18 protein-coding genes and 3 pseudogenes are annotated in these 25,139 nt (G+C 54.4%); 12 read left to right on the top strand and 9 right to left on the bottom strand.

The genetic code is table 11. The features are described from left to right. Together CKL79_RS18795 and CKL79_RS18790 are read left to right on the top strand one after the other, a co-directional pair. Window positions 1-818: pseudogene (locus CKL79_RS18795) on the top strand (hypothetical protein); the annotation flags it as partial. 51 nt (window positions 819-869) lie between these two features. Further along, window positions 870-1,754: a hypothetical protein gene (locus CKL79_RS18790; RefSeq protein ID WP_121971094.1), complete on the top strand. Its 885-nt coding sequence runs from the start codon at window positions 870-872 to the stop codon at window positions 1,752-1,754. Window positions 1,755-1,990: 236 nt separating this feature from the next. Here the strand turns inward: CKL79_RS18790 and CKL79_RS23980 are convergent. After that, window positions 1,991-2,418: pseudogene (locus CKL79_RS23980) on the bottom strand (ISKra4 family transposase); the annotation flags it as partial. Between the two features lie 84 nt (window positions 2,419-2,502). Between CKL79_RS23980 and CKL79_RS18785 the strand changes: the two are divergent. The 7 genes from CKL79_RS18785 (at window position 2,503) to CKL79_RS18755 (ending at window position 13,479) form a co-directional block, all read left to right on the top strand. After that, window positions 2,503-3,885: a leucyl aminopeptidase family protein gene (locus CKL79_RS18785; RefSeq protein ID WP_240518965.1), complete on the top strand. Its 1,383-nt coding sequence runs from the start codon at window positions 2,503-2,505 to the stop codon at window positions 3,883-3,885. A gap of 305 nt (window positions 3,886-4,190) precedes the next feature. Further along, entirely contained in the window at window positions 4,191-6,038 is a 1,848-nt protein-coding gene (locus CKL79_RS18780; RefSeq protein WP_121971093.1) for a hypothetical protein, read from the top strand. 93 nt (window positions 6,039-6,131) lie between these two features. Then, window positions 6,132-8,192: a DUF3685 domain-containing protein gene (locus tag CKL79_RS18775; protein ID WP_121971092.1), complete on the top strand. Its 2,061-nt coding sequence runs from the start codon at window positions 6,132-6,134 to the stop codon at window positions 8,190-8,192. Between the two features lie 46 nt (window positions 8,193-8,238). Beyond that, a complete protein-coding gene (locus tag CKL79_RS18770) occupies window positions 8,239-9,417 on the top strand; it encodes a hypothetical protein (protein WP_121971091.1) in 1,179 nt (392 codons plus the stop codon). Between the two features lie 228 nt (window positions 9,418-9,645). Beyond that, window positions 9,646-10,848, top strand: coding sequence for an NAD(P)/FAD-dependent oxidoreductase (locus CKL79_RS18765; protein WP_121971090.1), 1,203 nt, complete (start codon window positions 9,646-9,648; stop codon window positions 10,846-10,848). Window positions 10,849-10,853: 5 nt separating this feature from the next. Further along, window positions 10,854-11,516 carry an HAD-IA family hydrolase gene (locus CKL79_RS18760; RefSeq protein ID WP_121971089.1) on the top strand — a complete coding sequence of 221 codons (663 nt, stop codon included), beginning with the start codon at window positions 10,854-10,856 and terminating at the stop codon, window positions 11,514-11,516. 151 nt (window positions 11,517-11,667) lie between these two features. After that, entirely contained in the window at window positions 11,668-13,479 is a 1,812-nt protein-coding gene (locus CKL79_RS18755; protein WP_121971088.1) for a ShlB/FhaC/HecB family hemolysin secretion/activation protein, read from the top strand. 12 nt (window positions 13,480-13,491) lie between these two features. Here CKL79_RS18755 and CKL79_RS18750 read toward each other — a convergent pair whose 3' ends face one another. Together CKL79_RS18750 and CKL79_RS18745 are read right to left on the bottom strand one after the other, a co-directional pair. Further along, on the bottom strand, window positions 13,492-13,902 hold the full coding sequence (locus CKL79_RS18750; protein WP_121971087.1) for a peptide chain release factor 1: 411 nt from the start codon (window positions 13,900-13,902) through the stop codon (window positions 13,492-13,494). A gap of 98 nt (window positions 13,903-14,000) precedes the next feature. After that, the gene (locus tag CKL79_RS18745) at window positions 14,001-15,320 is read right to left on the bottom strand and encodes a dihydroorotase (protein ID WP_121971086.1); all 1,320 of its coding nucleotides are present in this window, start codon (window positions 15,318-15,320) and stop codon (window positions 14,001-14,003) included. 169 nt (window positions 15,321-15,489) lie between these two features. On the opposite strand from CKL79_RS18745, the gene lepB (CKL79_RS18740) reads away from it, so the two are divergent. After that, a complete protein-coding gene (gene lepB, locus CKL79_RS18740) occupies window positions 15,490-16,029 on the top strand; it encodes a signal peptidase I (RefSeq protein WP_121971085.1) in 540 nt (179 codons plus the stop codon). Between the two features lie 147 nt (window positions 16,030-16,176). Continuing rightward, on the top strand, window positions 16,177-16,719 hold the full coding sequence (gene lepB / locus CKL79_RS18735; RefSeq protein WP_121971084.1) for a signal peptidase I: 543 nt from the start codon (window positions 16,177-16,179) through the stop codon (window positions 16,717-16,719). Between the two features lie 26 nt (window positions 16,720-16,745). Here the strand turns inward: lepB (CKL79_RS18735) and CKL79_RS18730 are convergent, their stop codons facing one another. Both CKL79_RS18730 and CKL79_RS18725 read right to left on the bottom strand, forming a co-directional pair. Then, the gene (locus tag CKL79_RS18730; RefSeq protein ID WP_121971083.1) at window positions 16,746-18,035 is read right to left on the bottom strand and encodes a dihydroorotase; all 1,290 of its coding nucleotides are present in this window, start codon (window positions 18,033-18,035) and stop codon (window positions 16,746-16,748) included. Window positions 18,036-18,039: 4 nt separating this feature from the next. Then, entirely contained in the window at window positions 18,040-19,410 is a 1,371-nt protein-coding gene (locus tag CKL79_RS18725) for a histidine phosphatase family protein (protein WP_121971082.1), read from the bottom strand. A gap of 78 nt (window positions 19,411-19,488) precedes the next feature. On the opposite strand from CKL79_RS18725, the gene cofG reads away from it, so the two are divergent. Next, window positions 19,489-20,430, top strand: a complete 942-nt coding sequence (gene cofG, locus CKL79_RS18720; RefSeq protein WP_121971081.1) for a 7,8-didemethyl-8-hydroxy-5-deazariboflavin synthase subunit CofG — start codon at window positions 19,489-19,491, stop codon at window positions 20,428-20,430. Window positions 20,431-20,439: 9 nt separating this feature from the next. On the opposite strand, the gene CKL79_RS18715 is transcribed toward cofG, so the two are convergent. The 4 genes and pseudogenes from CKL79_RS18715 to CKL79_RS18700 form a co-directional block, all read right to left on the bottom strand. Beyond that, entirely contained in the window at window positions 20,440-21,696 is a 1,257-nt protein-coding gene (locus CKL79_RS18715; protein WP_121971080.1) for a type IV pilus twitching motility protein PilT, read from the bottom strand. Between the two features lie 431 nt (window positions 21,697-22,127). After that, window positions 22,128-22,460, bottom strand: coding sequence for a hypothetical protein (locus CKL79_RS18710; protein ID WP_121971079.1), 333 nt, complete (start codon window positions 22,458-22,460; stop codon window positions 22,128-22,130). Between the two features lie 146 nt (window positions 22,461-22,606). After that, complete coding sequence (locus CKL79_RS18705; protein WP_121971078.1) at window positions 22,607-23,614, bottom strand: sodium-dependent bicarbonate transport family permease; 1,008 nt, start codon at window positions 23,612-23,614, stop codon at window positions 22,607-22,609. Between the two features lie 707 nt (window positions 23,615-24,321). Continuing rightward, window positions 24,322-25,139, bottom strand: a pseudogene (locus CKL79_RS18700) (hypothetical protein); the annotation flags it as partial.

Here is a 25,139-nt window from a genome sequence, read left to right as displayed (position 1 = left end):
ACTATGCTTCGGCGAAGGTGTTGAGACCGTTTCGAGCGCAGGGTTTACATTTGATCAGCCGAGCGGCGATTTCCACCGTGGCGCATGCCGACTTTTCAGCCAATTCGGATATTCGTGGACCCGGTCGGCCCAGAGTCTGGGGTTCTGACATAAAACTCAGAGAGCTATTTGCCCCGATGGATGCCTGCTCTCAAGCAGCCGTTTGGCTCTATGGTCAACGTCAAACCGTGTACTATCAGTGCTTTAAATTCTATTGGGACAGTCCTGATGAATTAGTGTTGTTCGTGCTCACGCAACTGCCCAATGGCAAACAGATTATTTTGCTCTCTAGTGACACCACACTCACCGGAGCGCAAGTGATTGAAGCCTATGGCTGGCGGTTCAAAATTGAGGTCAGCTTTCGCTCATTAGTTCAGTTGCTTGGGGGCTTTGACTATCGCTTCTGGTTGCGCTCTATGACCAGAGCCTCTGGCTGGCCCAAGAATCTTATCTTGGCTGACTTCGATGCCGATTTCCAGGCAAAGGTTGCCATTAAAGTTGAAGCATTTGAGCGCTTCGTCAATCTCAATGCTATTGCCTTGGGGCTATTGCAAGTACTCGCTTTAGAACTGCCTAACGTGGTTTGGGTACATTTTCCGCAATGGTTTCGGACGCTGCCAAAACATGGGTTGCCCAGCGAGCAAATTGTTCGAATGGCGCTTCAGCATCTACAACCGGTGGTTTTATCAAAACGTAGGCCCAATCTACTTCTGGCTAAATTACTCGCTGCCAAAATTCAGCCCCCTGAACCCCAACAACAGATACCTTTGGCCGCATAATTCTTCAACAGAAACTTAGGACTGTCTAGATGTATAGATAAGGGCGAATAGATGATGAGCAAAATATCAGCTAGTTTATTAAGCTGCACATTGATAGTCTTAGGAACCGCGTGTGGCGCTCCCAAAGAAGTACAGCGATCTTTGTTGAATGGAAAAGAGATTAGCGGTGTAGAAGATACAGACGATGTCTTTGTTAAGGAAGAAACATATACTACTGATTCTGGAGAAATACTTCCCGTAGTTAGACTGCACGGTTCTTTCATTTCTCCTGATAGTTTTAGACAGATGGTAGAACGCTCAAGTGTGATTGTTATTGGTGAGCCTTTAGAATCAATAGAACAAAGTGAGGTAAGACTTACTAGAACCATTCCTGATGGCTCATTTGGAGAAGCTTTCTCTGTAACTAAGTTTAGGATCGATAAGTCGCTGACAGGTGAATTCCAGGACGGGGATACGATAGATATTGGACAGAGCGTAGCTATCCTTAGTGCGAAAGATATTGGAATGTCTGAAAATCAAGGTTCAGAAGATTTAGAGCTATTTTCTTTTGCCCGTGAGAATTATCTACCTATAAAGGCAGGTTCCAAGTATATTCTCTTTTTAGGAAGAGGACTTGCTCAAGGTTCTGATGTATTCTTTACTGTTGGAAACTCAATAGGAAGAGTTAACGTAGATGGAACGGATGAGCTTGCAATCAATTCGCCTGAAGAGCAGAAAATTAGGAGTTACGCTGTAGCCTTATATCAAGCAGCAATACAAAACCAAGGCCAAGGCCAGAATCTTGTGGAAACTATTGTAGAAGAATCAGATCTGGATTTTCCGAGACTACCGATAGAAGATATTGGAGCTGAGCGCTTACCCAGCAACATTCCAAACGTAGGGGTAGAGCCAGCACTACAAGAAACTGAAATACTTCCGCCAGCTAATCAGAGGTAAGAAGGCAGAGAGAGGAAAGTTTAGAACTCATCCGTATCTATACCTTTCGTGACTATACTGAAATAGTGTCTCAGTCAATGTTTTACTGTACGACTCTCAAGACCTTAAAGATGTATTGAGACACTTCAGAAAGACAATAGATGCTAATAATTTGCAAATTGGAGGTTGAGTATGCTGCCTTTATCCTATTGGCAAATATCGGGAATATGCTAGAGCGCAACTCAATTTTGCAAGCCTCAAATTGAGAACTGACCGTTGAGGTAGAAATCCGCTGCCTGAGGACTTGCGGCACGTTCTGTTCACACCACTGTGTCCCTGATATCTTCATCCGCCGATCAACTTGCTTAATTGTTGATTCGATCTCAGCTAGAGCCAACTGAGATGTCCTCTGCCTGATAGTAGCTGTAGTTGACAATGCGGTGCCGATGCTTAGTCAAATAATCCAAAAACTTATCTACGCGCTCATGTTGACAGTCGTCACGCTTTACAGCGACCTCCACATTCTCCGTCACAAGAGCGCTTCCACCGCATCCAGCCGCTGTCGTGAGCCACCCACTTTACCCAAATTCTCACCCAAATGATACCCGTCTAGAATCTCTAACCGCTGAATGTCGGGGCCAATCTGCTCAAAAATATTTCATATGCCGTCATGGCCATCCCCAAGCACACGAACGGTACTGTAGTAAGCATCCTCTGGTAGGGTTTATGACAGTTGCGCATTGGAGGTGGCGATCTGTATTCTGGTGCCTTGCCCTTATTCATGGAAGCCAACCCCTTGTCAGCTAGTATTCCGCTGTATTTTGTCAATGAAGCTCAAGTCAAGCGCGACTATGTGAATCAGGCAGTGTGGCTAGAGATGTCTGGGTTTACCGGACAAGCGGGAAATTACTGTCTGCTGCCCTCCGCTGACGGCGAGCTAGACCGGGTGCTAGTCGGCAAACCCAAGAAATTTGATACCTGGACGCTGGGCCGCTTAGCGCACACCCTGCCCGCCCAAAAATACGAGCTGGCCGACGATTTCTCGGCTGAGGTGGCAACCTCACTTTGCCTGGGTTGGGTACTGGGTCAGTATCGCTTCACCCGCTATAAGCGCACCGATGCCGATGCCCTACCCGAACTGGCCTTTCCTAAAAATGTCGATCAGGCCTACATCACTGCCACCGCCGAAGCCACCTATCTGGTCCGCGATCTCATCAATACGCCAGCGCTAGATATGGGCCCGCAGCACCTGGCTGAAGCCGCTCAGCAGTTGGCTGGTCGTTTTGGGGCGGATTGCCAGGTGAGTGTGGGTGAAGATTTGCTAGCAGCCAACTACCCGATGGTGTACGCCGTCGGCAGGGCCACCGGTCAGTCAGGGGCTCAAGCGCCTCGATTGATCGATATGCGCTGGGGAGAGGCGTCGGCACCTAAAGTGACGCTGGTGGGCAAAGGCGTTTGCTTTGATACGGGCGGGCTGAATATAAAGAATGCTGCCGGTATGAAGCTGATGAAAAAAGACATGGGCGGCGCGGCTCAGGTGCTGGGTTTGGCCAAGATGATTATGCAGCTGGCGCTACCGGTGCAGCTGCGGGTGCTGATTCCAGCGGTAGAAAACAGCATTGCTGGGAATGCCACTCGCCCGGCTGATGTGCTCACCTCCCGACTGGGCAAGACCGTCGAGATTGGCAATACCGATGCCGAGGGCCGTCTGATATTGGCAGATGCGCTGACTGCCGCCAGCAGCGACTCACCAGAACTGTTGATTGACTGTGCCACCCTGACGGGCGCAGCGCGGATCGCCATTGGCACAGAAATTGCCGCTTTGTTTTGCAACGATGACAAAACGGCTGAGGCGCTTCTTCAAGCTGGCCTGGAGCAAGATGATCCGCTCTGGCGTCTGCCGCTGCACACCCCCTACCGAGCCTTGTTAGAAAGCAAGGTGGCCGATCTCAATAACATTGGCAGCACGCCCTACGGCGGAGCGATTACCGCCGCGCTCTTTTTGCGCGAGTTTATCCAAGGGCAGACGCCCTGGATTCATATTGATTTTATGGCTTATAACACCCGTAGCCTGCCCGGTCGTCCGGAAGGGGGGGAGGCAATGGGGATGCGATCTCTCTTCTCTCTGCTCAAAACCCGCTTTGCGACCTGATCGCTACCGCTTACGGGTAGCCAAATAATCACCAGGCTCAGTAGTTTCTATAGCTGTTTTTGCCAGGTTCAACCGCTCTACTACCGATTCCAAATAAATCCGGTGAGATCGGCTCTAAGCGAGGCAATTGCCTCTACAATGTCAGCAAATTTTTCCATAAAAAATATTTGATCATTGAGGCGAGCAGGCGATCGCTCAAGGCTGCGTCTTTATACCGCCCTTTAGGGCACGGCTCCGGGTACTGTAGGGGGCTTGCTCCATCAAATATTCTTGTTTGGAATCATCACCGCAAAACCTGTGTTCTAATGACCTCCACTCCCCCTACCTCTCGGTCTGCTCGTGTTCGCGGTACGCTATCTGACCTTTTGGGGCCGGGCTTCTTGTGGCCGGTGGTATGGATCGCCATATTGGTGACGGCAGGCGGCGTCAGCCTGCGAGCGGTGACGGTGATGACCCGCAACCCGCCTTTGCCTGACTGTACGCAAGCGGCTAGCTTTGACAGCGACAGTGAGCGGCTGCTGTGCGCTCAGGCCAGCGTCCAGTCGGGATCGGCTCAGGCGATAGTTGAGGCGATTGAACTGGTGGCTCCTTGGCCATCGAGTCATCCGCTGTATAAAGAGGCCAACCGGCTGATGAACCAGTGGTCGAGGGCGCTGCTAGAAGAGCTAGAGGAGATGGTGCAGCGGGGGGAGATTCGGCAGGCCAAAGCGCTGGCAGGTCGAATTCCGGAGCGGGTGGAGAGCTACTCTCAGGTGGAAGATGCGATCGCCCAATGGGACGCAGAGTGGGAAACTGGCCGAGAATTTGAAGCCAAAGTGACCCAGGCGATCGCCGCTCAAAACTGGACGGGAGCCCGCCGGGCTACGCAAGATATAAAAGTATTAAATACCCGCTACTGGGTAATCACGCGCCACAATCAGCTCAAAGAAAAGATTGATCGCGAAGAAACCGCTCGCCGTCAGCTTAATCAGGCTCGGACATTGGCAAAGTCGGGTGACTTGCAAAAGCTGGGCGAAGCCCTGGCCATTGCCCAAGGCATGAATTTGGAAACGGCTGCTTGGGAAGACGCTAAACCCGACGTTGACCGCTGGGCTAAAGCAGTGCTGCAGTACAGCTTTAAAAAGTGGGAAGAAGAAGATATTGACGCGGCGATCGCCATTGTTCAGCTTGTTCCCCCCGATCTGACGCTGACTAGCGAAGCTCAAGATTTAGTCAGGTTTGGCCATGCGCAGCAGTTAGCTGTCGGCCATTACGACCAGTGGCTGCCCTCCTACGCTCAGGTCTATAACCTGCTAGAAGCAATTCGGGCCGTGCAGCAGATTTCGCCGGTTAGCCCCTTTTACGAAGAGGCCCAGGCCAGCCTTACTCAGTGGCAGCAAAAGCTCGCCGATATGGTGCAGCTCCAATATGCCAGTACGCTGGCGCAGCTCGGGCAGCGGGCAAGCTATCGGATGGCGATCGCCGAAGCCGAACAAATCACTCAAGAACGCCCCCAGCGAGTACAGGCGCAAACCCTGGTCTCCCACTGGCAAAAAGAGATTGAGCGGATTGAAGATCGGCCTATTTTGAGCCGGGCAGTGCAGCTAGCGAGTGCAGGCGGCAAGGCCAATTTGCGCTTAGCTATTGCAAAGGCCAGCACAGTCGATCAGGGGCGAGCGCTGCGAATTCAGGGGCAGACCTATATTGCTGAGTGGCTAGATCGGATAGAAATCATTGAAGACCAGCCGATCTTGACCAAAGCTGAGCAGTTAGCCGACGGCGGCAAGCTCAAGCAGGCGATCGCCGAAGCCCAAAAAGTGGCCAAGGGCCGGGCACTGCGCGATCAGGCCCAAGCTGCCATTAAAACCTGGACCGGTGAACTCGAAACGATTGAAGATCGGCCCATTCTGGTTCGAGCTGAAAATCTGGCGGCGCGAGGCAGTCTGACCGCCGCCATCGAAGTCGCCTCGCAGATTGCGCCGGGCCGAGCGCTCTATAGCGAAGCCCGCAGCAGTATTGCCATCTGGACCAATGAACGAGCCTACATCTGGTCATTAGAAGCCCCCGCCGTAGAAAGCTACGCTGACGAAGCCCCCTATCCTGCTGAAGAGGGCTATTCCGACGATAGCTATTCCAACGATGGCTACAGCGACAGCTACAATAATGACTTTTAAGGCTGACAGGGGCGCTAACCGGAGAGGGCTGCAAAGTGCGAAGCCGGCCCCCTATTACGATTAGAATCAGCCATAGAAGGTATCCAGGCAGCTATGAGCGATTCGAGTCAGCGTACTAACCGCCCCCTGCAGCTAATACTGGTCGATGAAGACCCGGTCTTTCGCTTAGGACTGAAAGTGTGGCTAGACCAGCAGGACGATTTTGCGGTAGTGGCTGAAGCGGGTACAGCAGATGAGGCACTAGCTGCTGTGCAGTCACGCTTCCAGACCTACCAACAGTCGTTAGACGATCCGGCTTTGCGCCAGCAGGAATCTGGGTTGGGGCCGCCGCTTGATCTGCTTATCTTAGATCTGGGTCTAGGCGCAAGCAATCCTGAAGCCATCCCCGGACTCCAGCTCTGCCAGCAGATCAAAACAGAATTTCCTAACCTGCCTGTACTCGTGCTGAGTGCCCAAGCAGAACCAGTCTTACAGGCCGCTGCCGAACGCATGGGAGCCGATGGCTACGGCACACGCGGTATGTCTGTACGGCGGTTGGCTCAGCTGATTCGGCAGATTGCCGCCGGTACGTCTCCTGGGTCAGAGATACCGACGATAGATCCCTCTGAGCTACCTGCGCCCCGCCGTTTCAGCGACGCCCGGCAGACTGACCGTTCCCGCAATCAATCGGGCGCTCAATCTGGTCTCACCCGGCTCAACGATATTCCTGGGCCGCTGACAGCAATGCGCATCAGTATGCGGCTCTCCGGGCAGCAGCAGATCGATCAGCGTTTGTCAGAAGTGGCGATCGCCCATCAGCGGGCCCGCTCCTGGCTGCAGCAAGCCATTCTCGATGGCAAAAAGCGCGAGCTGATCGCGGCCCGCTGGCTAATATCGGCAATTTGGCAGACGCCACAGTTTAGCGATGCGTCTGGCCGGGGAGCCGGGGAGCCGGGGAGCCGGGGAGCGATCTCTCGGGACGTAGCTGGTTCAGCTAGCACTGACTGGATTCGGGCAGCGCGGCAGGGAGGCTATGGGCAAAATTACGGCGATATGACGGCGGCCCGCTATCTGGATCGCGATCTGCTGGTGCCCCGAGCAACGGCGGCACTGGCGACGAGTTCGGCCCGGTTGCAAGCGCGTCCTGGCGATGTGCAAAGCGTGGTGTTTGAAGAGGTGTTTGCCAAGCTGCAGCGACCGCTGAAAAATATCAGCCAGTCGCCGCTAGAAATAGACATTCTGCGGGCTGATAAAAAGCTAGAGCTGCTATATCTGGTGCTGCGTCAGCTAGAAGATTTGCTGGACGATTTGCGGGCTTCTCAGGTGCAGCCCGGTCAGCTCTCGATGCGGTCTTCTCAGGTCATTCAAGATCTGTGGGAGGCAGTCATCACCGAATTTTTTGGTAAGTACTACACCGTGCGGGTGGGCAATGTCGAAGAAGAAGTGGTGGCGCTGCTCAGCCGAGAAAAACTTATCGTGCAAGCGCAAATCCTCGATCACATTCCGCTGATGACTGCACTTTTTAGCCACTGGCTGTTTCAAGAGCCTTTCACGATTGAGGGTGCTTCCTATGCGGCGACGACGCCTCAGGCGATCGCCTACAGCGAGCAGCTCCTCGAAAATTTGACAATTCAGGTAGCCAACGCGGTCATTCAGCCCATGCTCAACCGATTGGCCGATACTGAGCCGATCAAAAAAAGTCTGTACACTAGCCGCTTGATGTCCTCACGGGAGATTGAGCGGTTTCGCAACGATCTCTCCTGGCGCTACCGGTGGGACCGGCTGATCAACGAGCCCAAGGCCATTTTTGAGAGCCGCCATCGCCTGTACGTGCTCACCCCCGCCGGAATTGGCACTACCTCTATCTATGCCCCCCGCCGCGCCGAACTTGACCGCCTCTCGGGTTTACCGCTGGTGGTGACGCTGTCGATGGAGACCCGCGATGCGATTTCCCCTCGACTGCGAACGGCGATCGCTCTTTTTGGCAGCAGCGTCGTCTACGTACTCACAGAAGTGCTGGGTCGCGGCATCGGCCTGGTCGGTCGGGGTATTTTTCAAGGCATGGGCAGTGCTTGGCAGGGCAGCAAAGTGAAGCCGCGCCGACCGGTTCCGCCCGAGCCGCCAGGCCGCTACAGAGATGATTCGTATTCGCAGGATTTTAGTGAATGGGAATAAGAGGCTTTGCAAGTGAGTTGAACATCTTTAAATACAGGCGAAGGCGATGAAACCGGAGAGCTACCAGGGTTACGTTGTCGGCGTGATGACGATGGATGTAGAGGGCAAAGACTGCAAGCGCTTTCTTGGTTGCGTTACTAAAGCGGTCAGTAATTTTGAGCCCACTCTTAAAGATTTGCTTGACGTTCGTGTGGTCACACTTTCTTTTGAAGGGCCGCATCTTACCCCAGCCGCTGGGGGCTACGCACCGCTTGATTTTTTGCGCATCGGCATAACTGAAAAGATAGAGCGGGATGTACACTTTTTGCTCATTATTACCGAAGTTGACTTATCGACAACTTCGTTCGGCTCTACACTGGCACTGCCTAGCCAGCTCACGAATATTGGCATCATCTCAATTAAACGCCTCAACCCTACGTTTTGGGGCGATCCAGAAGACAGAGCGCTTACGGTTCGTCGTCTAGAAACTCTGTTGCTCCATACCTTTAGTCGTTTACTGAATCTCTCCTATTCTAAGCATCCACAAAACATTGCGTACGATTTTTTAGATGTAGAAGATCTCGCTGGCATGGTTCACTTTACAGATAGGCAGCGCCAGCAGATGCGCAAAGCGCTGCCTCGGGAGGCCCATGAACGAACGAGTCGGAGGAGCCAATGGCGGTTTATTTTAGCAACTTTGGTCAGAGATTGGGAGAGTATTGCGATCGCCATTATCCGGGCCAATCCATTTCGTCTGCTCGCCCGCCTACCGACGATGATTACAGCGGCTCTTTCTACCATTATTTTTCTCTTTTTTACTCCCGATATGTGGGACGTTGCTAGCACTGTCGAACTCTATCAGCTTATTTTGTTCTCCATTATCGCGATCGCCGCCGCCACCGCTGCGCTGTACCAGGCCTTTGCCTTTGGCGACCTTCTTAGCCGCCGCCGGATGCTAGCAGAATCCACTGTCGTTACGAGTGCAGCAACCATTCTCAGCCTGCTATTCACAATGTCTCTGCTGTTTGCCATTTTTATGGGTTTCATTTACCTGGGTACCGTTACTATTTTCCCGCGTAAGCTGATGGAAACCTGGCCCACGGTAGATCCTGCGGTACGCACGATAGATCATATAAAGCTCAGCATATTTGTGGCCGCTCTAGGCGTACTGGCGGGTTCGCTTGGCGGTCGGGCGGATAGCAATGGGCTAATACGCGGGGTTCTTTTTGTCGATGAAGAAGCATAGCTAGCTATGCAGCGCTCTCGTGACCAGTACCTCGTGACCAGTACTTCGTGACCCATGTCAGGAGCCATCACGAATGGATGGTGAGATCTTGAAATCTGTCGTCTAGAAATTTTATGTGAGATCTGACTATGAAATGACTGACTGGCTCCGCTGATTGGTAGAGCGCATCGCTTTCGGACTAGCGCTATCCTAATAGCAATCGCTTTGCCTTTTTTAGCACCTCTTCCTATGTCTCATTCCATCTGCATCCTCGGTGGCGGTTTTGGTGGTCTCTACACAGCGCTGGCCCTCAGCAAACTCGATTGGGGAGATGAGCAGCCCGAAATTGTGCTGGTGGATCAGCGCGATCGCTTCATCTTCGCCCCGCTGCTCTACGAACTGGTCACCGGCGAACTGCAAACCTGGGAAATTGCGCCTCCCTATCAAGAACTGCTGGCGAATACGGGCGTCCGCTTTCATCAGAGCGGCGTTGAACAGATAGATCTAGGTGCTCAGCAGGTTTCACTAACCGATGGTGAGCAACTTTCTTATGATCGCCTCGTGCTTGCCTTAGGTGGGGAAACGCCGCTGGACATGGCCCCTGGCGTCGCAGAATATGCCATTCCTTTTCGGGCTTTAGAAGATGCCTATCGATTGCAAGAGCGGCTGCGACTGCTAGAGGCTAGCGACGCCGATAAGATTCGCGTGGCGGTGGTAGGGGGCGGCTATAGCGGGGTTGAGGTGGCCTGTAAGGTAGCCGAGCGGCTGGGAGATCGCGGTCGCATTCGTATTATTGAGCTAGCTGATAAGATCCTGCAAAATTCCCCTGAGTTCAACCAAAAAGCGGCACACAAAGCGCTGAGCGATAAAGATATCTGGGTTGACTACGAAACCACCGTCACCGAAGTCGCCGCCGCCGCTATTTCCCTTAGCTATAAGGGCAAAATTGACACCATTCCGGTTGATATCGTGCTGTGGACGGTAGGCAGCAAAGTCAGCCCAGCGCTCGACGCGCTCGATCTGCCGCGCAATCAGCGGCAGCAGTTTACTATTGAGACCACTTTGCAGGTCGCAGAGCATCCTCACATTTTCGCTCTAGGCGATCTGGCTGATGGGTTAGACGCGGCGGGTAAAACGGTGCCCCCAACCGCGCAGTCTGCCCTGCAGCAGGCCGACTATGCCGCCTGGAATATCTGGGCTAGCCTCACCGACAGACCGCTACTGCCCTTCCGCTATCAGCACTTAGGTGAAATGATGACATTGGGCAGTGACAATGCCACGCTGGCAGGTCTGGGCATTAAGCTCGATGGCAACCTGGCCCACATCGCGCGGCGGCTGACTTACCTCTACCGAATGCCCACCCTTGACCATCAGATCCGCGTGGGTCTCAACTGGGCGACTCAGCCCATACAGGCGCTGCTAACCAGTGCCAGCGGTAACAAATCAGCGTAGAGCACATGCCTTTTGATTTGACTTCTGGGGATCTGCCAAAAGTAATCTATCTCGATGCTTTTGGTACGCTTTTTGGCCTGCGAGGCAGCGTGGGCGAACTCTATAGCAAGCTGGCGTGGCAGGCTCAGGTCAATACCGACGCGCGGGCGGTCAATCGGGCTTTTTATCAGAGCTTTGCGGCGGCTGAGCGACTGGCCTTTCCGGGCGCGGCAGTAGAGGCGATTCCGGCGCTTGAGTACCGCTGGTGGCAGGCGATTGTGGCGGATACCTTTAAACGGGTAGGGGCACTAGACAAATTCGCCGATTTTGACGCCTTTTGTGCCAATTTGTATGCCTATTTTGAGACGGCAACGCCCTGGCAGGTCTATGCCGATACGCTACCGGCGCTGACTCGCTGGCAGGCCATGGGGATAGAGCTTGGGGTGATCTCTAACTTTGACTCGCGTCTGCATCGGGTGCTGGACTTGCTAGCGCTAGCGCCTCACTTTCAGTCGGTGACGCTTTCTACAGAAGTGGGCGCGGCTAAACCGTCAGCTAAAATTTTTGCGGCGGCTTTGGCAAAACACAGCTGCGCGGCTGATCGGGCCTGGCACGTAGGCGATAGCGAAGCCGAAGACTACATTGGCGCTAAGGCCGCTGGGATGCGGGCTATTTTAATCGCTCGCTAGCGACAGGCTAAAGGGGGATGAGTGGCTGCTGAGCAACAGGCAGATGGCAGCTTGCCCACTAGGCGATACTGTTGAGCAACGCATAAACAAAAGTTGATATGTGGGAACGCTACCAGTAAAGACCCAGTAAAGACTTTGAGATAGCTCTACCATGCCTCGTTTTCTGCTGCTGAGGGGCGCTCTACTCAGTCGCCTGGTTTTGCTAGGGGCTGCGATGAGTGCGACGTTTATTGGGCGCGGCGCGGCGATCGCTCAGCCGACTCCCCCCTCAGCCCCGACAGATTCCCTGCCATTGGGCAGCCCTGCTGAGCCCAGGCCAGCGCCGCTCCGGCTGCCTGCCGATATCATCCCCAATCGCCGCCGCCCCGAAGAAGAACTGCCCGAGCTGCCCCTGCCCGAGCTGCCGCCGGTCGATCAGCTACTAGACAATACAGGTGAGGCCAATCCGCCAGATGGGGTGACCAGCGGTAGTGAAGAAACCTTTGTCATTAGCGGTCTTCAGCTAGCAGGCAGTACCGTTTTCACCGCTGCTGATTTTGCCGATTTGTTCGCTCAGTACGTCGGGCGACCGATCTCGTTTGATGACCTGTTGGCGGTGCGCTCAGCGGTGGCTCAGCGCTATGTTGAGGCGGGGTTTGTCACGTCTGGGGCATTTATCCCGCCGCAGACCCTGGCCGATGGGGTCGTGACGGTGCAGGTGGTAGAAGGGGCGATCGCCGAAATTCAGGTGGTCGGCACCCGTCGGCTCAATCCTCGCTATATTCGCAGCCGCTTGGGGCTTGCCGCGCAGCCGCCCATCAACACCGAAACGCTGCTAGCCGGTCTGCAGCGCTTACAGATTGACCCGCTGATTGATACGGTCTCGGCTGACTTGCAGGCGGGGGTCAGGCCGGGTACTAGCGTGCTGCGAGTTGAAGTCACGGAGGCGGATTCTTTCGCAGTGGCGGCGGGTGTAGACAATCGGCGATCGCCCAGCATTGGTAGTCTGCGCCGCTATCTAGATATTGCTGAGGGCAATTTGTTTGGGGTAGGCGATCGCGCTTCCTTAAGTTTCTCCAATACCGACGGCAGCAACAGCCTGAACCTGAGCTACGCGGTGCCGGTGAGCCCCCATAACACCCGCGTCACTCTCGCCGCAGACATCTCAGGGAGCCGCGTCATCGACCCTGCTTTTGACGTGCTCGACATCAGCGCCAATGCTCATCGCTACGAAATCGGCGTGACTCACCCCCTGATCGAAACACCCAGCCAGGAATTATTTCTGGGCTTAGCCCTAGATTACAAAGAAAACCAGACCCGACTAGGGCTAGATAACATTGGCCCTTTTCCGCTGTCGCCGGGAGCCGACAGTGAGGGTAAAACCCGCGTGAGCGCGCTGCGGTTTTCTCAAGGCTGGACGCAGCGCAGCCAGCAGCAGGTTTTAGCAGTCCGGTCGCAGTTCAACCTCGGGCTCAACTGGCTCAATGCGACTGACAATCCTAATGACATCCCAGACAGTCAGTTTTTCTTCTGGCGGGGCCAGGGGCAGTGGGTGCGCTTGCTCAGGCCAGATACGCTCTTGCTGCTGAGGGGCGACGTCCAGCTAGCCACTGACGAGCTGCTTTCAACAGAGCAATTTGGTTTAGGCGGGCAGCAGTCCGTGCGCGGCTACCGGCAAGATGCGCTGCTGCGTGACAACGGAGCCGTGATTTCGGCTGAAGCACGCCTGCCCATTATCCGCTGGGAAGACGGTTCCCTGTTGCAAATCACCCCTTTTGTCGAGGTCGGGGCCGCTTGGAATCATGCCGATACGCCGCCAGGCAAACAGGTTCTAGTGGGTACGGGTCTGGGTTTACTCTGGCAGCAGGGAGAAAATTTTACCGCCCGGCTCGACTGGGGGATCCCGCTGGTAGATATCGACAGTACCAGTAACAGCCTGCAAGACAATGGGCTGTACCTTTCGGTTCAGTACAATTTGTTTTAGTTTTTCACTTACCTAGCGCCAGTAGCGCCGCCCTTGGGTGAAAGCGCCGACGACCACCCCGATCAGATTGAAGTAGCTGAACCCGCTGACAAATAGAGCGGGTATCGGTAGCCAAGATTTTAGCAGCAGCAGCAGCAGTACGCAGGCGACTAGCGCCCAGATGGTGTCAGATCCCAAGAGGACTTGGCGGAAGAAATTTGCCGTTAAGAAAATTGATAGCGCCCCTATCCCAAAAGCCGCCGCGAAAGGCAAGATAACTAGCAAAATTCTCGCAGCTGAGAGGACGCTAGCAACGGCAGGCACCTCTACGATGGCCAGCAGGAGCAAAATGTCGATAGCGGTGGCGACCAAAACGGTGAGCGCGGCGCTCTGCAACAGGCCAAACCAGGGCAAATACTTAAAAGATCGAAATGGATTTCGCATAAGCGCAACTGACGAAGATTACAGCAGGCGACCCGCCCGACACTAAACTACCTAAAATTTACTGCCCTAGCTCCCCGGTTCAGAACCCCGTTCAAAACCTACGCTTCAAACTGCAAAGCCTGACCGCGCACCCGAGTATCAATTTCGCCGTGATCATAGACTACCTGACCGCCTACCAGGGTAATCGCCGGCCAGCCCGTCAACGTCCAGCCTTCAAAAGGGCTCCAGCCGCACTTGGTTTTGAGTTCTTCACGCAGTACGGGGCGGTAAGTGACCAGATCTACCAGCACGATATCAGCGTCGTAACCCGGCTCAATCAAGCCCTTATTGGGAATGCCGTAGGCGCGGGCCACTGCAGTAGACATCCAATGAGCGACCTGCGCGACCGTACAGCGATTTTCTTGAGCCTGGGTGAGCATCAGCGGTAAGGAAGTCTCTACACCGGGCATGCCGGAAGGGCTATTGGGGTAATCCTCAGCTTTTTCTGCCAGGGTATGGGGGGCGTGATCGGTGGCAATGAAGTCAATGACACCATCTAGCAGCGCCTGCCAGAGGATAGCGCGATCGCGTGCTGACTTCAGAGGCGGGTTCATCTGCGCCAGTGTGCCAATTTTCTCATAGGCGCTCACGTCCAGCAGCAGGTGCTGAGGTGTCACTTCTGCGGTCACCCAGCTCGGCTTATCGCTCCTGAGCAAATCGGCTTCTTCGCCGGTAGACATATGCAGTATGTGCAGGCGTCTCTGATACTTTTTAGAGAGGTGCAGGGCGAGCTGAGTAGCCCGCAGCGCGGTTTCATTGTCTTGAATTTGAGAATGAACGGCAGGATCGGTACGCCCGGCAAATAGCTGGCGGCGCTCGATGATGCGGGCCTGATCTTCAGCATGGACGGCAATCAGGCGATCGCCCACCGCAAAGATCGGTTCAATTGTTTCAGCCGTATCGACAGACAGCGGGCCGTGGGCTGAACCCATGAAGATTTTGATGCCGCAGGTGGGGTTCGCTTCGCGCAGGTCGGGCAGGTTATCAGCCGTTGCGCCGATAAAAAAGCCATAGTTCACCAGGCTTTTAGAGGCAGCGATCGCCAGCTTATCGGTCAAAATTTCTTGCGTGATAGTCAGCGGCAGCGTATTGGGCATCTCTAAAAAAGAGGTGACCCCGCCCTTCGCACAGGCACAGCTAGCCGTAAACAGATCTTCTTTGTGCTCTAAGCCCGGATCGCGGAAGTGTACTTGCGGGTCGATCACCCCCGGCAGCAGCGTCAGGCCCGCGCCGTCAATGATGCGGGCACCTTCAGGAACTTCGAGGGCTGGGGCAACAGCGGTGATTTTGCCATTGGCGATCGCCACCTGTCTCGGCTCTATCTCCCCAGAAGGCAGCAGTACCTGAGCGTTTTGAATTATCAGCGAAGGATGCGTCATCGTTTGTCTACCTAACTAAAATCTGGCTGCTATCAACTGGCTGCTTTAATCTGGCTGATTTTGTCACCAGCGGCCTAAACTTATTATGATTGAGGCCATCAGCCATCGCGCTATTGAGCCCTTAGCAATTTGATACGTTCTGCTTACCGTCTCCCGCCTACCAAAAACTGTGTCTGAAAAGCAAAATCCGTGGATAGAAGGACTGCAAACCATCGGGCTCAGCGTTGTCTTAGCCTTGGGTATTCGTCAGTTTGTCGCCGAGGCGCGGTTTATCCCATCGGGATCGATGAAGCCGACTCTGCAAGTTGACGATCGCCTGGTAGTCGAAAAAATTAGCTATCGCTTCAATCCGCCGGAGCGCGGCGATATCATCGTTTTTCGAGCGCCCCAAGCGGCGCTGGATCTAGTCGGCTCTACTCGCAAAGATGCCTATATCAAGCGCATCATTGGCTTACCGGGTGAAACAGTCGAGATCAAAGACGGGCAGGTCTTCATTGACGGCGAAGTCTTAGCAGAAAACTACATTCAGGCACCGCCCGCCTACACTTGGGGACCCGAGACCGTACCCGCAGGCGAGTATCTGGTGCTCGGTGACAATCGTAACAGCAGTTCGGACGGTCATGAGTGGGGCTTTTTGCCGGGCGATCGCATCATTGGCCGAGCCGTCGTTCGCTTTTGGCCCCCACAGCGCATCGGCGGGCTAGATTAAGTGCCAAACCCAATTCCTAACAGATACCTGACGGCGAGCCTGCATAGACCGACAGGGCAATTGTCATAGCAGCGCTAGCAAGGCTGACTGCAGATGCTAATTTCAAAATACAGCAACTGCAGTTGAATCTTCAAAACTGGCACCATCATGAGCAAAAAGCAGCCAAGCCTCTGGGTCGAAACCCTGCAAACCTTAGGACTGAGCATCGTCCTGGCTTTGGGTATGCGTCAGTTTGTGGCAGAGGCGCGAGTTGTACCTACTGGGTCAATGGAGCCCACTGTCCAGATCAACGACCGCTTAGTGGTCGAAAAGATAAGCTACCTGCTCCACCCACCTCAGCGCGGCGACATCATCGTTTTCCAAGCACCCGAGAAAGCGCTGATTATCTCCGGATCAACCACGCCAGATGCCTACTTAAAGCGGGTGGTTGGCTTGCCGGGTGAAACAGTCGAAATTCGCGGCGGTCAGGTTTCTATCAACGGTCAGCCCCTTCAAGAAAGCTACATTAAAGCGCCACCAGACTACGTATGGGGCCCAAGCGTCGTACCGGTAAATCAGTATTTGGTGCTCGGCGACAACCGCAACGGCAGTCTAGACGGCCACGTCTGGGGCTTTTTACCCGAAGAATCTATCATCGGCAAAGCCGCCGCCCGCTTCTGGCCCCCCAACCGAGTCGGCGGCCTAGACTAACGCTCCTGTCTCCTGCCCCCTGTCTCCTATTCAAACGGCAACCAGGTCCGCGTCACCTTCCCCTGTAGCCGCTGCCCCATCCACGGCGTATTTGTAGAGCGCGATCGCATCCCCGCCGCCGTCACCTGCCAGTCAATACGCGGATCAAACAGCGTCAGGTCAGCCGGGCCACCCACTGCCAGTCCATCCGCATTTAAGCCCAAACATTGGGCGGGCCGCTGGCTGAGCGCCTGCCACAGCTGAATTGGGCTCCACTGGTCGCTCTCGACAAAAATTTGCCACAAAACTGAGAGCGCTAGCTCCAGGCCGATCGCACCCGATGGGGCCGATTCAAAGGCGACTGTTTTTTCTTCGTAGGTGTAGGGGCTATGGTCAATGGCGATCGCATCAATCACCCCCTCAGCGACGCCCGCGATTAGCGCTCGCCGGTCGGCTGGCGTACCCAAAGGCGGATCGTGACGCAGGTTGGGGCTGTAGTCTTGCAGATCTTGCGTGTCAAAAACCAGATGATGCCAGGGCACGCTAGCGCTAATTGGCAATCCCTGCGCTTTGGCCTGAGCGATCAGATCGACGCTGCGAGCGGTAGAGACGCGCATGATGTGGACCAGGGCAGGCACAGCGGCAACGCACTCTAGCAGGGTGGCGAGGGCAGTGGTTTCGGCGATCGCATTCACCCCTGACAGTCCCAACCTCAGCGAATCTGGGCCTTCTCTCGCGACGCCCTTACCCGTCAGCTTAGGGTCACAGGGCCAGAGGGCGACGGGCTTTTGTAAAGGTTGCGCGTATTCCAGCAGCCGCCTGAGCAGACCCAGGTGGGTAATCGGTTGACCATCCGTAAATCCCAGGGAACCCGCCTCAGCCAGTTCAGCCAGTTCGCTGAGCTGCTCACCAGCGGCGTCGAGTGTGATCGCTGCCCAGGGCATCAGTTGGGCATGGGCGACCCCATCAGCCTGACTGCGCTGATTAGCCGCTCGCACGGCGGCTACAGCGCTAACGTTATCGACGGCTGGCTGAGTGTTGGGCAATAGCCCGACGCGGGTAAATCCGCCTGCCGCCGCTGCCTGGCTGAGTGAGGCGTAGGTTTCTCGCGATTCGTTACCGGGTTCTCCGCTCTGGCTGTAGAGATCGATCAGGCCCGGACCGAGGAATTGACCGCGACCGTCTACGATTTCAGTGCTGGCGGGCGGGTCAGGGAGGTTGGGCGCGATCGCCGCAATTCTGCCTGCCTCGATCAACACATCCCCTGTCCCCTCAGCGCCCACCCGAGCCGGTGCTAGCACCGAGAGGACATGGGCTCCTTTAATTAACGTCGCCATCAGCCTATAGCGCCCCAGCCGCCGTTTTATCAAAGATGCTGCCCGACAGGTGAGTGGTGATGTTAGCCGCGCTCAGCACTGGCAAACTCTCCGGCCCGCCGTGATAGTCGATCACACTTACTGCCCCATTCCCCTGCTTAAACTGCCAGAACCGCTCCGGCCCCAAACCAAACACCTGACACAAAATCGCTTTATTAATCGCATCGTGAGCCACCACTAAGACAGTCGGCGGATCTTCTGCAAACTCTCCCTCACTAAAAGCGGCGACGATACTCTGCCACCCCAGTTTTGCCCTGGCCCACACGTCATTTAAGTTTTCGCCCGCTGGCATTTGCACGGTCTCGGGCTGGCTTTGCCACTGCGCCAACAGGCCCGGATAGCCCGCTTCAATCTCGGCTTCTAGCTTGCCCTCCCACTCGCCGTGGCTAATTTCCCACAGATGCTCAGTCGTCTCCAAATTCACTGCCGGATGATGTTTCAAAATCTCTTCAGCCGTTTCTTTAGGGCGCAGCATAGAAGAGGTGACCGCCGCATCGATCTTGACGGCCTGCAAAAATTCACCCGCTTGTGCCCCCTGCCGCTTGCCATTCTCATTCAGCGGAATATCAATCTGCCCCTGAAAGCGGCCATCGCGATTCCAGTCGGTTTCACCGTGGCGCACCAGCAGCAGGCGGGGGCCTTTAAAGCGAGAGCGACGCTTAGGAATGGCCGCACCCAAATGACTGGACAGATTCAGTAGCTCTAGCTGCGCGCCCGCTTTCCACCCAGCCGGAAAATTGAGCACATTAATAGCGCAGTTATCTTGACCCATACTGTTGAGTCCCTCTGGCCCTACCCCAATGGCCGAGCCGATCAGCGCCCGGTTAATCGCGCTATGTCCGACAAATAAGATAGTCTGCCCCGGATGCTCGCTGAGAATGGTTTGCCACAGGGCGCTCGCCCGCTCCCAAATCTCTCGCACCGGGTAAAAGTCTGTATGGGTGCCATCGGCGCTGGCCAGCCGCATTTTGAAGTCGTGAGGCTGCTGTCGCCAGGCTTTGTATTCGTCGGGGTACTGGGCCTCAACGTCTACAAACGATTTGGACTCCCACAGCGGCAAATTGATCTCTTTGAGGCGCTCAGTGAACTGAATGGGCGGGAGCTGATTGCCTCGGCTGGCCATCGTTTCGACGATTAGCTCACAGGTGCGACGGGCTCGTTTGAGCGGGCTAGCATATACCGCATCTAGGCTCAGTTTGTCTAAAGTCTCACCGACTTTGCGGGCCTGCTGTTCTCCAAGCTCAGTCAGCACAGCCGTATTGTGGTGGCCTTGAATAATCCGATTAAGGTTAGAGGTGCTCTGACCGTGACGGACAATAATAACTGTGGTTCTCAACGGATCTGCCCTCACCAGTGGATATGCCAGAGCTATTTTACACTGGTCGTCTTAAACTGGCCGTCTTAAAATGCGAAGATGGAGAGGATCATCACCTACAGTCCGGCCTATACGCTAGTGCCGACTTACGAATGCTTTAACCGCTGCACTTACTGCAACTTTCGCCGCGACCCCGGACAAGATGAGTGGATGAGCTTGGCAAAGGCTCAAAAGATTTTAGACGGGCTACCGTCTGATGAGGTGATCGAAATTTTGATCTTGAGCGGTGAGGTGCATCCGCAAAGTAAACGCCGCTCAGCGTGGTTTCAACGTATTTATCAGCTTTGTGAGCTGGCGCTGGCAAACGGATTTTTGCCGCATACCAATGTGGGTCCGCTCAGCTACGCAGAGATGTCGCAGCTACAGCAGGTGAATGTTTCGATGGGCCTGATGGTGGAGCAGGTAACGCCCGCTTTGCTAAAGACTGTGCATGCGCGTGCGCCGAGCAAGCTGCCTGAGGTGCGGTTGCAGCAGCTAGAATTTGCTGGGAAACTCAGGATTCCCTTTACAACAGGGTTGCTGTTGGGGTTGGGTGAGACGGTAGATGATTGGCAGGAGAGTTTGGCAGCGATCGCCCAATCCCACCAAAAGTGGCACCATATTCAAGAAGTTATCTTGCAACCCCACCAGCCCGGTCAGACTCAGGCAGAGCTGCGATCGCCCTGCCAGGGCAAAACTCTCCTACAGGCTATAAAAATCGCCCGAGCGGTTCTACCTGTCGATATCACGATTCAGATTCCGCCCAACCTAATTCGCTCAGACCAGGCTCTACTCGCGTGCATCGCCGCCGGTGCCAGAGATCTCGGTGGCATCGGTCCGATTGATGAAGTCAACCCCGATTATGATCATCGCCGCCGTGAGTCCACAGAAGCGCTTTTAAAGGCTCAAGCATGGAGTCTAGGGCGGCGACTGCCGGTGTATGAAAAGTATGACGATTGGCTGAGCGATCGCCTGATAACAGCCGTGAAAAAGTGGCGCTAACCAGCGATACTAAACCCGTCCGCGCAGCATTTGAGCCATTTCGTTCTGCTTCGGCGACTGCTCCAGGGCGGTCTCCTCAGTAATCCGCCCGGCTTCGTACAGCGCGTATATCGACTGGTTCATCGTACACATGCCGTCAAAGGTACAGTTGGGCAAAATCGCCTCAACTTCATCGAGCTGACCGCGCAAAATATAGTCTTTAATCGCGTCTGTATTGATCAAAATTTCGTGGAAGGCGGCGCGTTTGCCGTCGGTGGTGCGGCAGAGGCCCTGCGCGACAACGCCGATGAGCGATTCGGCGATCGCCACCCGGACCGGTGCTTGCTGCTCGGGCTCATACATGCCCAAAATTCGCTCGACGGTCTTCACAGCGCTGTTGGTGTGCAGCGTTCCAAACACCAGGTGACCGGTTTGAGCCGCTTTGAGGGCGGTTTCGATGGTTTCGCGATCGCGCATTTCCCCCACCAGAATGATATCTGGATCTTCTCGCAGCGACGCCTTCAGCGCGTTTTGAAACTTCTTCGTATGGACGCCGACCTCTCGCTGCTTGATGAGCGATTTGCGACTGATATGCACAAATTCCACCGGGTCTTCAATGGTGATGATGTGCTTGGGCATCTCCTTGTTGATGTAGTCAATCATCGCTGCCATCGTGGTCGATTTACCTGAACCCGTTGGCCCCGTCACCAAAATCAGACCCTTGTGGTAGTGACACATGTCTCTGATTACCGGCGGCAGATTGAGCTGCTGCATGGTCAAAATCTCCACCGGAATCAGTCGCATGACGATCGCCGGGCCATTGAGACTCTCAAAAATATTGATCCGCACGCGGGAGAAATCGTACTGAGCGGCCCCATCAAAGTCGAGTGACTCTCTAAACTCAAGAATTTGCTCTGGCGTCAGAATTTCTGTTAGCCAGCTATCAAACGCCTCAGTCGTTGTTTTTGGATAGTCGGTTGTCGTAATTTCGCCCCGGTTGCGATAGCGCGGAATTTCGCCCACGCCCACATGAATATCTGAATAGCCCTTATCAAACGCTTCACGAATTATTTTTTCTAGCGTTGGCCCCCCGCCAATGGCCGCACTTGCTGGCAATGGCGGCGGCGCGGCTGCCCGGTGTCCTGCTGCGCGAGCAGGCGGTGGCTGCCCCATTTCGGTCTGAGGACTGGCCTGACCCTGAAGCGGAATAGCCGCCGCCCGAGGTGGCGGTGGCGGTGGCATGGCGGGCCTAGGTGGCGGTGATGGCGGCGATTGCAGATTGCTCATAGGGCCTTTCAAAAGTAGTGCTTCAGAGGTCAGTTAGCGCAGCCGGTGGATCGGGTATAAGATGTAAGACCACGCGAGCTAAAGTTTGCCCAAAATCTCATTAAAAATCAGGGTTAACGCAGCACGCAGCTTTCTGAATAGAGTAAAGGCTGGCTCTTGTTCAACATCGCGCTGGTTACCGGTGCTAATCGCAACATCGGCTTTGAAGGTAGCTGTCTATTTTAATCTTTCAAACGCCAGAATAGCTGTCAGTCAGTCGTTTTTATAGCAAAGACTTCAGCCATTCGCTGGATTAAAATAGACAGCTGCCATCCTTCGCGACGAGCAAAACTATCGTGAATGCACGCCACTGCCATATTCACAAAAGCGCCCAGTTTCGACTAGACGCTTTTGCAGGAGATAAAAATCTAGCAATGATTTCTTCGCCGACGTTAACAGCCATCCGGCCCACAGAACTGATGCGCGCTCAGGACCTCTGCGTCACAGAGATAGGCGATGCCCGCATAATCGTCGAAAAACTGCGCTGCGACCTCATCCGCAATCTTCAGGGCCATATCCCGATTGTCAGTGAGCACCTCAATCTTTATATCCGTGTAGGTCTCGGAAACGGCGGGTTGTCCCGACGAGCGTACGTCGCGACTGCCTCTACCGCCAGCGGGCACCACCGTATAACCGGTCGCCCCGGCTTTGTCGATGATCTCGGCGATCTTTTTCAGCAGTAACTTTTCCGTGACGATGATGAGCTGGCTGGCTGGCTTGGCCATGTGGGTTCCCTCTTGATCCGTGTATTTATTGAACTATATAGAAACTTAGGAAAACGGCAGCACCGCGCGCGATCGCGCTGGGTATTATAGCTGCCGCGTTGGTCGCCGGGCCAGGGGAGCACCGGCAGACCGTGATCCGTCTGGAATTAGCCGCCCATCAGCGCTTGGGCGAGCCCGATGTAGAGCGGTATTCCCAAGGCGATCGCAACCGGCGTGCCGATGGCTGTGGACGAGCCGATGTAGGCGGAGGGATTGGCCGACGGGATACCGGCTCGTAAAGTAGGCGGCCCTGAGATGTCTGAACTGGAGGCGGCGATGACGGCTAGGAGCACGACGCCGCCAGGGCTGAATCCCGTAGCGTAGTGGGCAATCATGCCGAGACCGAAGGCGATGAACCCATGCAGTAGCGGTGCCACAAAGGCATATACAGCGTACCACTGGGCCACCTTGCGCAGCTCTTTAAGCCTTGCAGCAGCCTCCATACCCATGATCAGCATCAGCACCGAAAGCAGGCCGGCAAAGAGGGGGGAGTAGAAGCTCTCATAGACACTTGCCGGCTGGGTTATCAGGCCTAGCGCGAGGCCGAGCAGCAGTGCCGATAGAGCAGAACCCTGAAGGCTTTCCTGCACGATGGGCCATATCCTGACCCGCTTGCCTGCCTTGCCGCGCTTCTTGCCGGTGTAAATGCTGGCCAAGACGATCGCAGTCACGAGCGCTGGGATGTCCATAAAGGGATAGAGTGCGGCAGCCCAAGGCTCATATGCCATGTTTTGCCCGTCCATCAGCGTCAAGGCGGCAGCGAGGGTAGAGCCACTCACCGCACCGAATAAGCCAGCGGTCGCAATGCCGTCCTCGGTTTTGACGTTCGGCAGCATGCACAACGTGTAGCGCCCGATGAACACGATCAGGATCCCTATTATCACGGCGAACAACGCGGGCAACAGTATCGCCCCTAGATCGGCGTCGCGGATCGCCTGGCCGCCAGTCAGGCCGACTTTCATGAGCAGCATGAAGACGATGAACTTATAGACCGGATCTGGAACTGATAGTCGGCTACCAAGGGAGGCAACAACAATACCACCAATCAGAAAACCGAGTGTCGGGGACTGCAACTGCGCTATGAAGCGCACGAAGAAATCGGACAAAAAATCCATGTTATGTGTAACTCCTCATTGACTCAGATATTAAGGGTCAGGGCATCAGGCAAGCGTGGCCTCGAATCCTAGAACGATTTCTAAAGATAGACTCGACTAAATCGTTTGCCCGTTTCTCATTAATATGACTCTATCTCGATGTTGTCCTGAAAAGCCCTGGAAACCCAAGGGATTTAGAACGTATTTCCAGATTCTATATATAATTAAAAGTTATAATTAATGGTATAACTCATGTCCTGAGTTAATGATTTTGGGGTTAAGGGCCTGCTACATCTGCTCTCCAGAATCTAGAGGGCAGAGCCAATCTACAGCGATTGGAACTGAGAGAGAATTTTATTCTGTCGGGTCTAGGCTAGGTTCGGATGGTCTCACTGGTGGCGTCTGAACTTTGAGCGGCAGGGCTATGTTGTTGACTAATACAGTGACGAGTATTCCGAGTACTCGTTCAAGTCTTATCGCCCAACCATAGGAAGGTTCTATACAGATTGTCATCTGAACAAATAAGCTGTAGCTATGCGATGAGAATGGCGACCGATCTCTAATACGAGATGTCAGGTGAGCGCTAATGCTTTAGGCCGAATAACTCTTGTTTCGGTAAGCAATATGTTTGTTGAGTCAGGGAATGAGGCAGTCAGCAAATTAAGTAAAACTGATTAAACATAGATAAAACTTATATGACTAGACAGTCCTAAGTTTCTGTTGAAGAATTATGCGGCCAAAGGTATCTGTTGTTGGGGTTCAGGGGGCTGAATTTTGGCAGCGAGTAATTTAGCCAGAAGTAGATTGGGCCTACGTTTTGATAAAACCACCGGTTGTAGATGCTGAAGCGCCATTCGAACAATTTGCTCGCTGGGCAACCCATGTTTTGGCAGCGTCCGAAACCATTGCGGAAAATGTACCCAAACCACGTTAGGCAGTTCTAAAGCGAGTACTTGCAATAGCCCCAAGGCAATAGCATTGAGATTGACGAAGCGCTCAAATGCTTCAACTTTAATGGCAACCTTTGCCTGGAAATCGGCATCGAAGTCAGCCAAGATAAGATTCTTGGGCCAGCCAGAGGCTCTGGTCATAGAGCGCAACCAGAAGCGATAGTCAAAGCCCCCAAGCAACTGAACTAATGAGCGAAAGCTGACCTCAATTTTGAACCGCCAGCCATAGGCTTCAATCACTTGCGCTCCGGTGAGTGTGGTGTCACTAGAGAGCAAAATAATCTGTTTGCCATTGGGCAGTTGCGTGAGCACGAACAACACTAATTCATCAGGACTGTCCCAATAGAATTTAAAGCACTGATAGTACACGGTTTGACGTTGACCATAGAGCCAAACGGCTGCTTGAGAGCAGGCATCCATCGGGGCAAATAGCTCTCTGAGTTTTATGTCAGAACCCCAGACTCTGGGCCGACCGGGTCCACGAATATCCGAATTGGCTGAAAAGTCGGCATGCGCCACGGTGGAAATCGCCGCTCGGCTGATCAAATGTAAACCCTGCGCTCGAAACGGTCTCAACACCTTCGCCGAAGCATAGT

The organism is Leptolyngbya sp. BC1307 (genome assembly GCF_002286735.1).
GTDB lineage: Bacteria > Cyanobacteriota > Cyanobacteriia > Phormidesmidales > Phormidesmidaceae > Phormidesmis.
The sequence above is the reverse complement of the archived record's forward strand: the minus strand, read 5'-3'. Positions and strand labels throughout refer to the sequence as shown.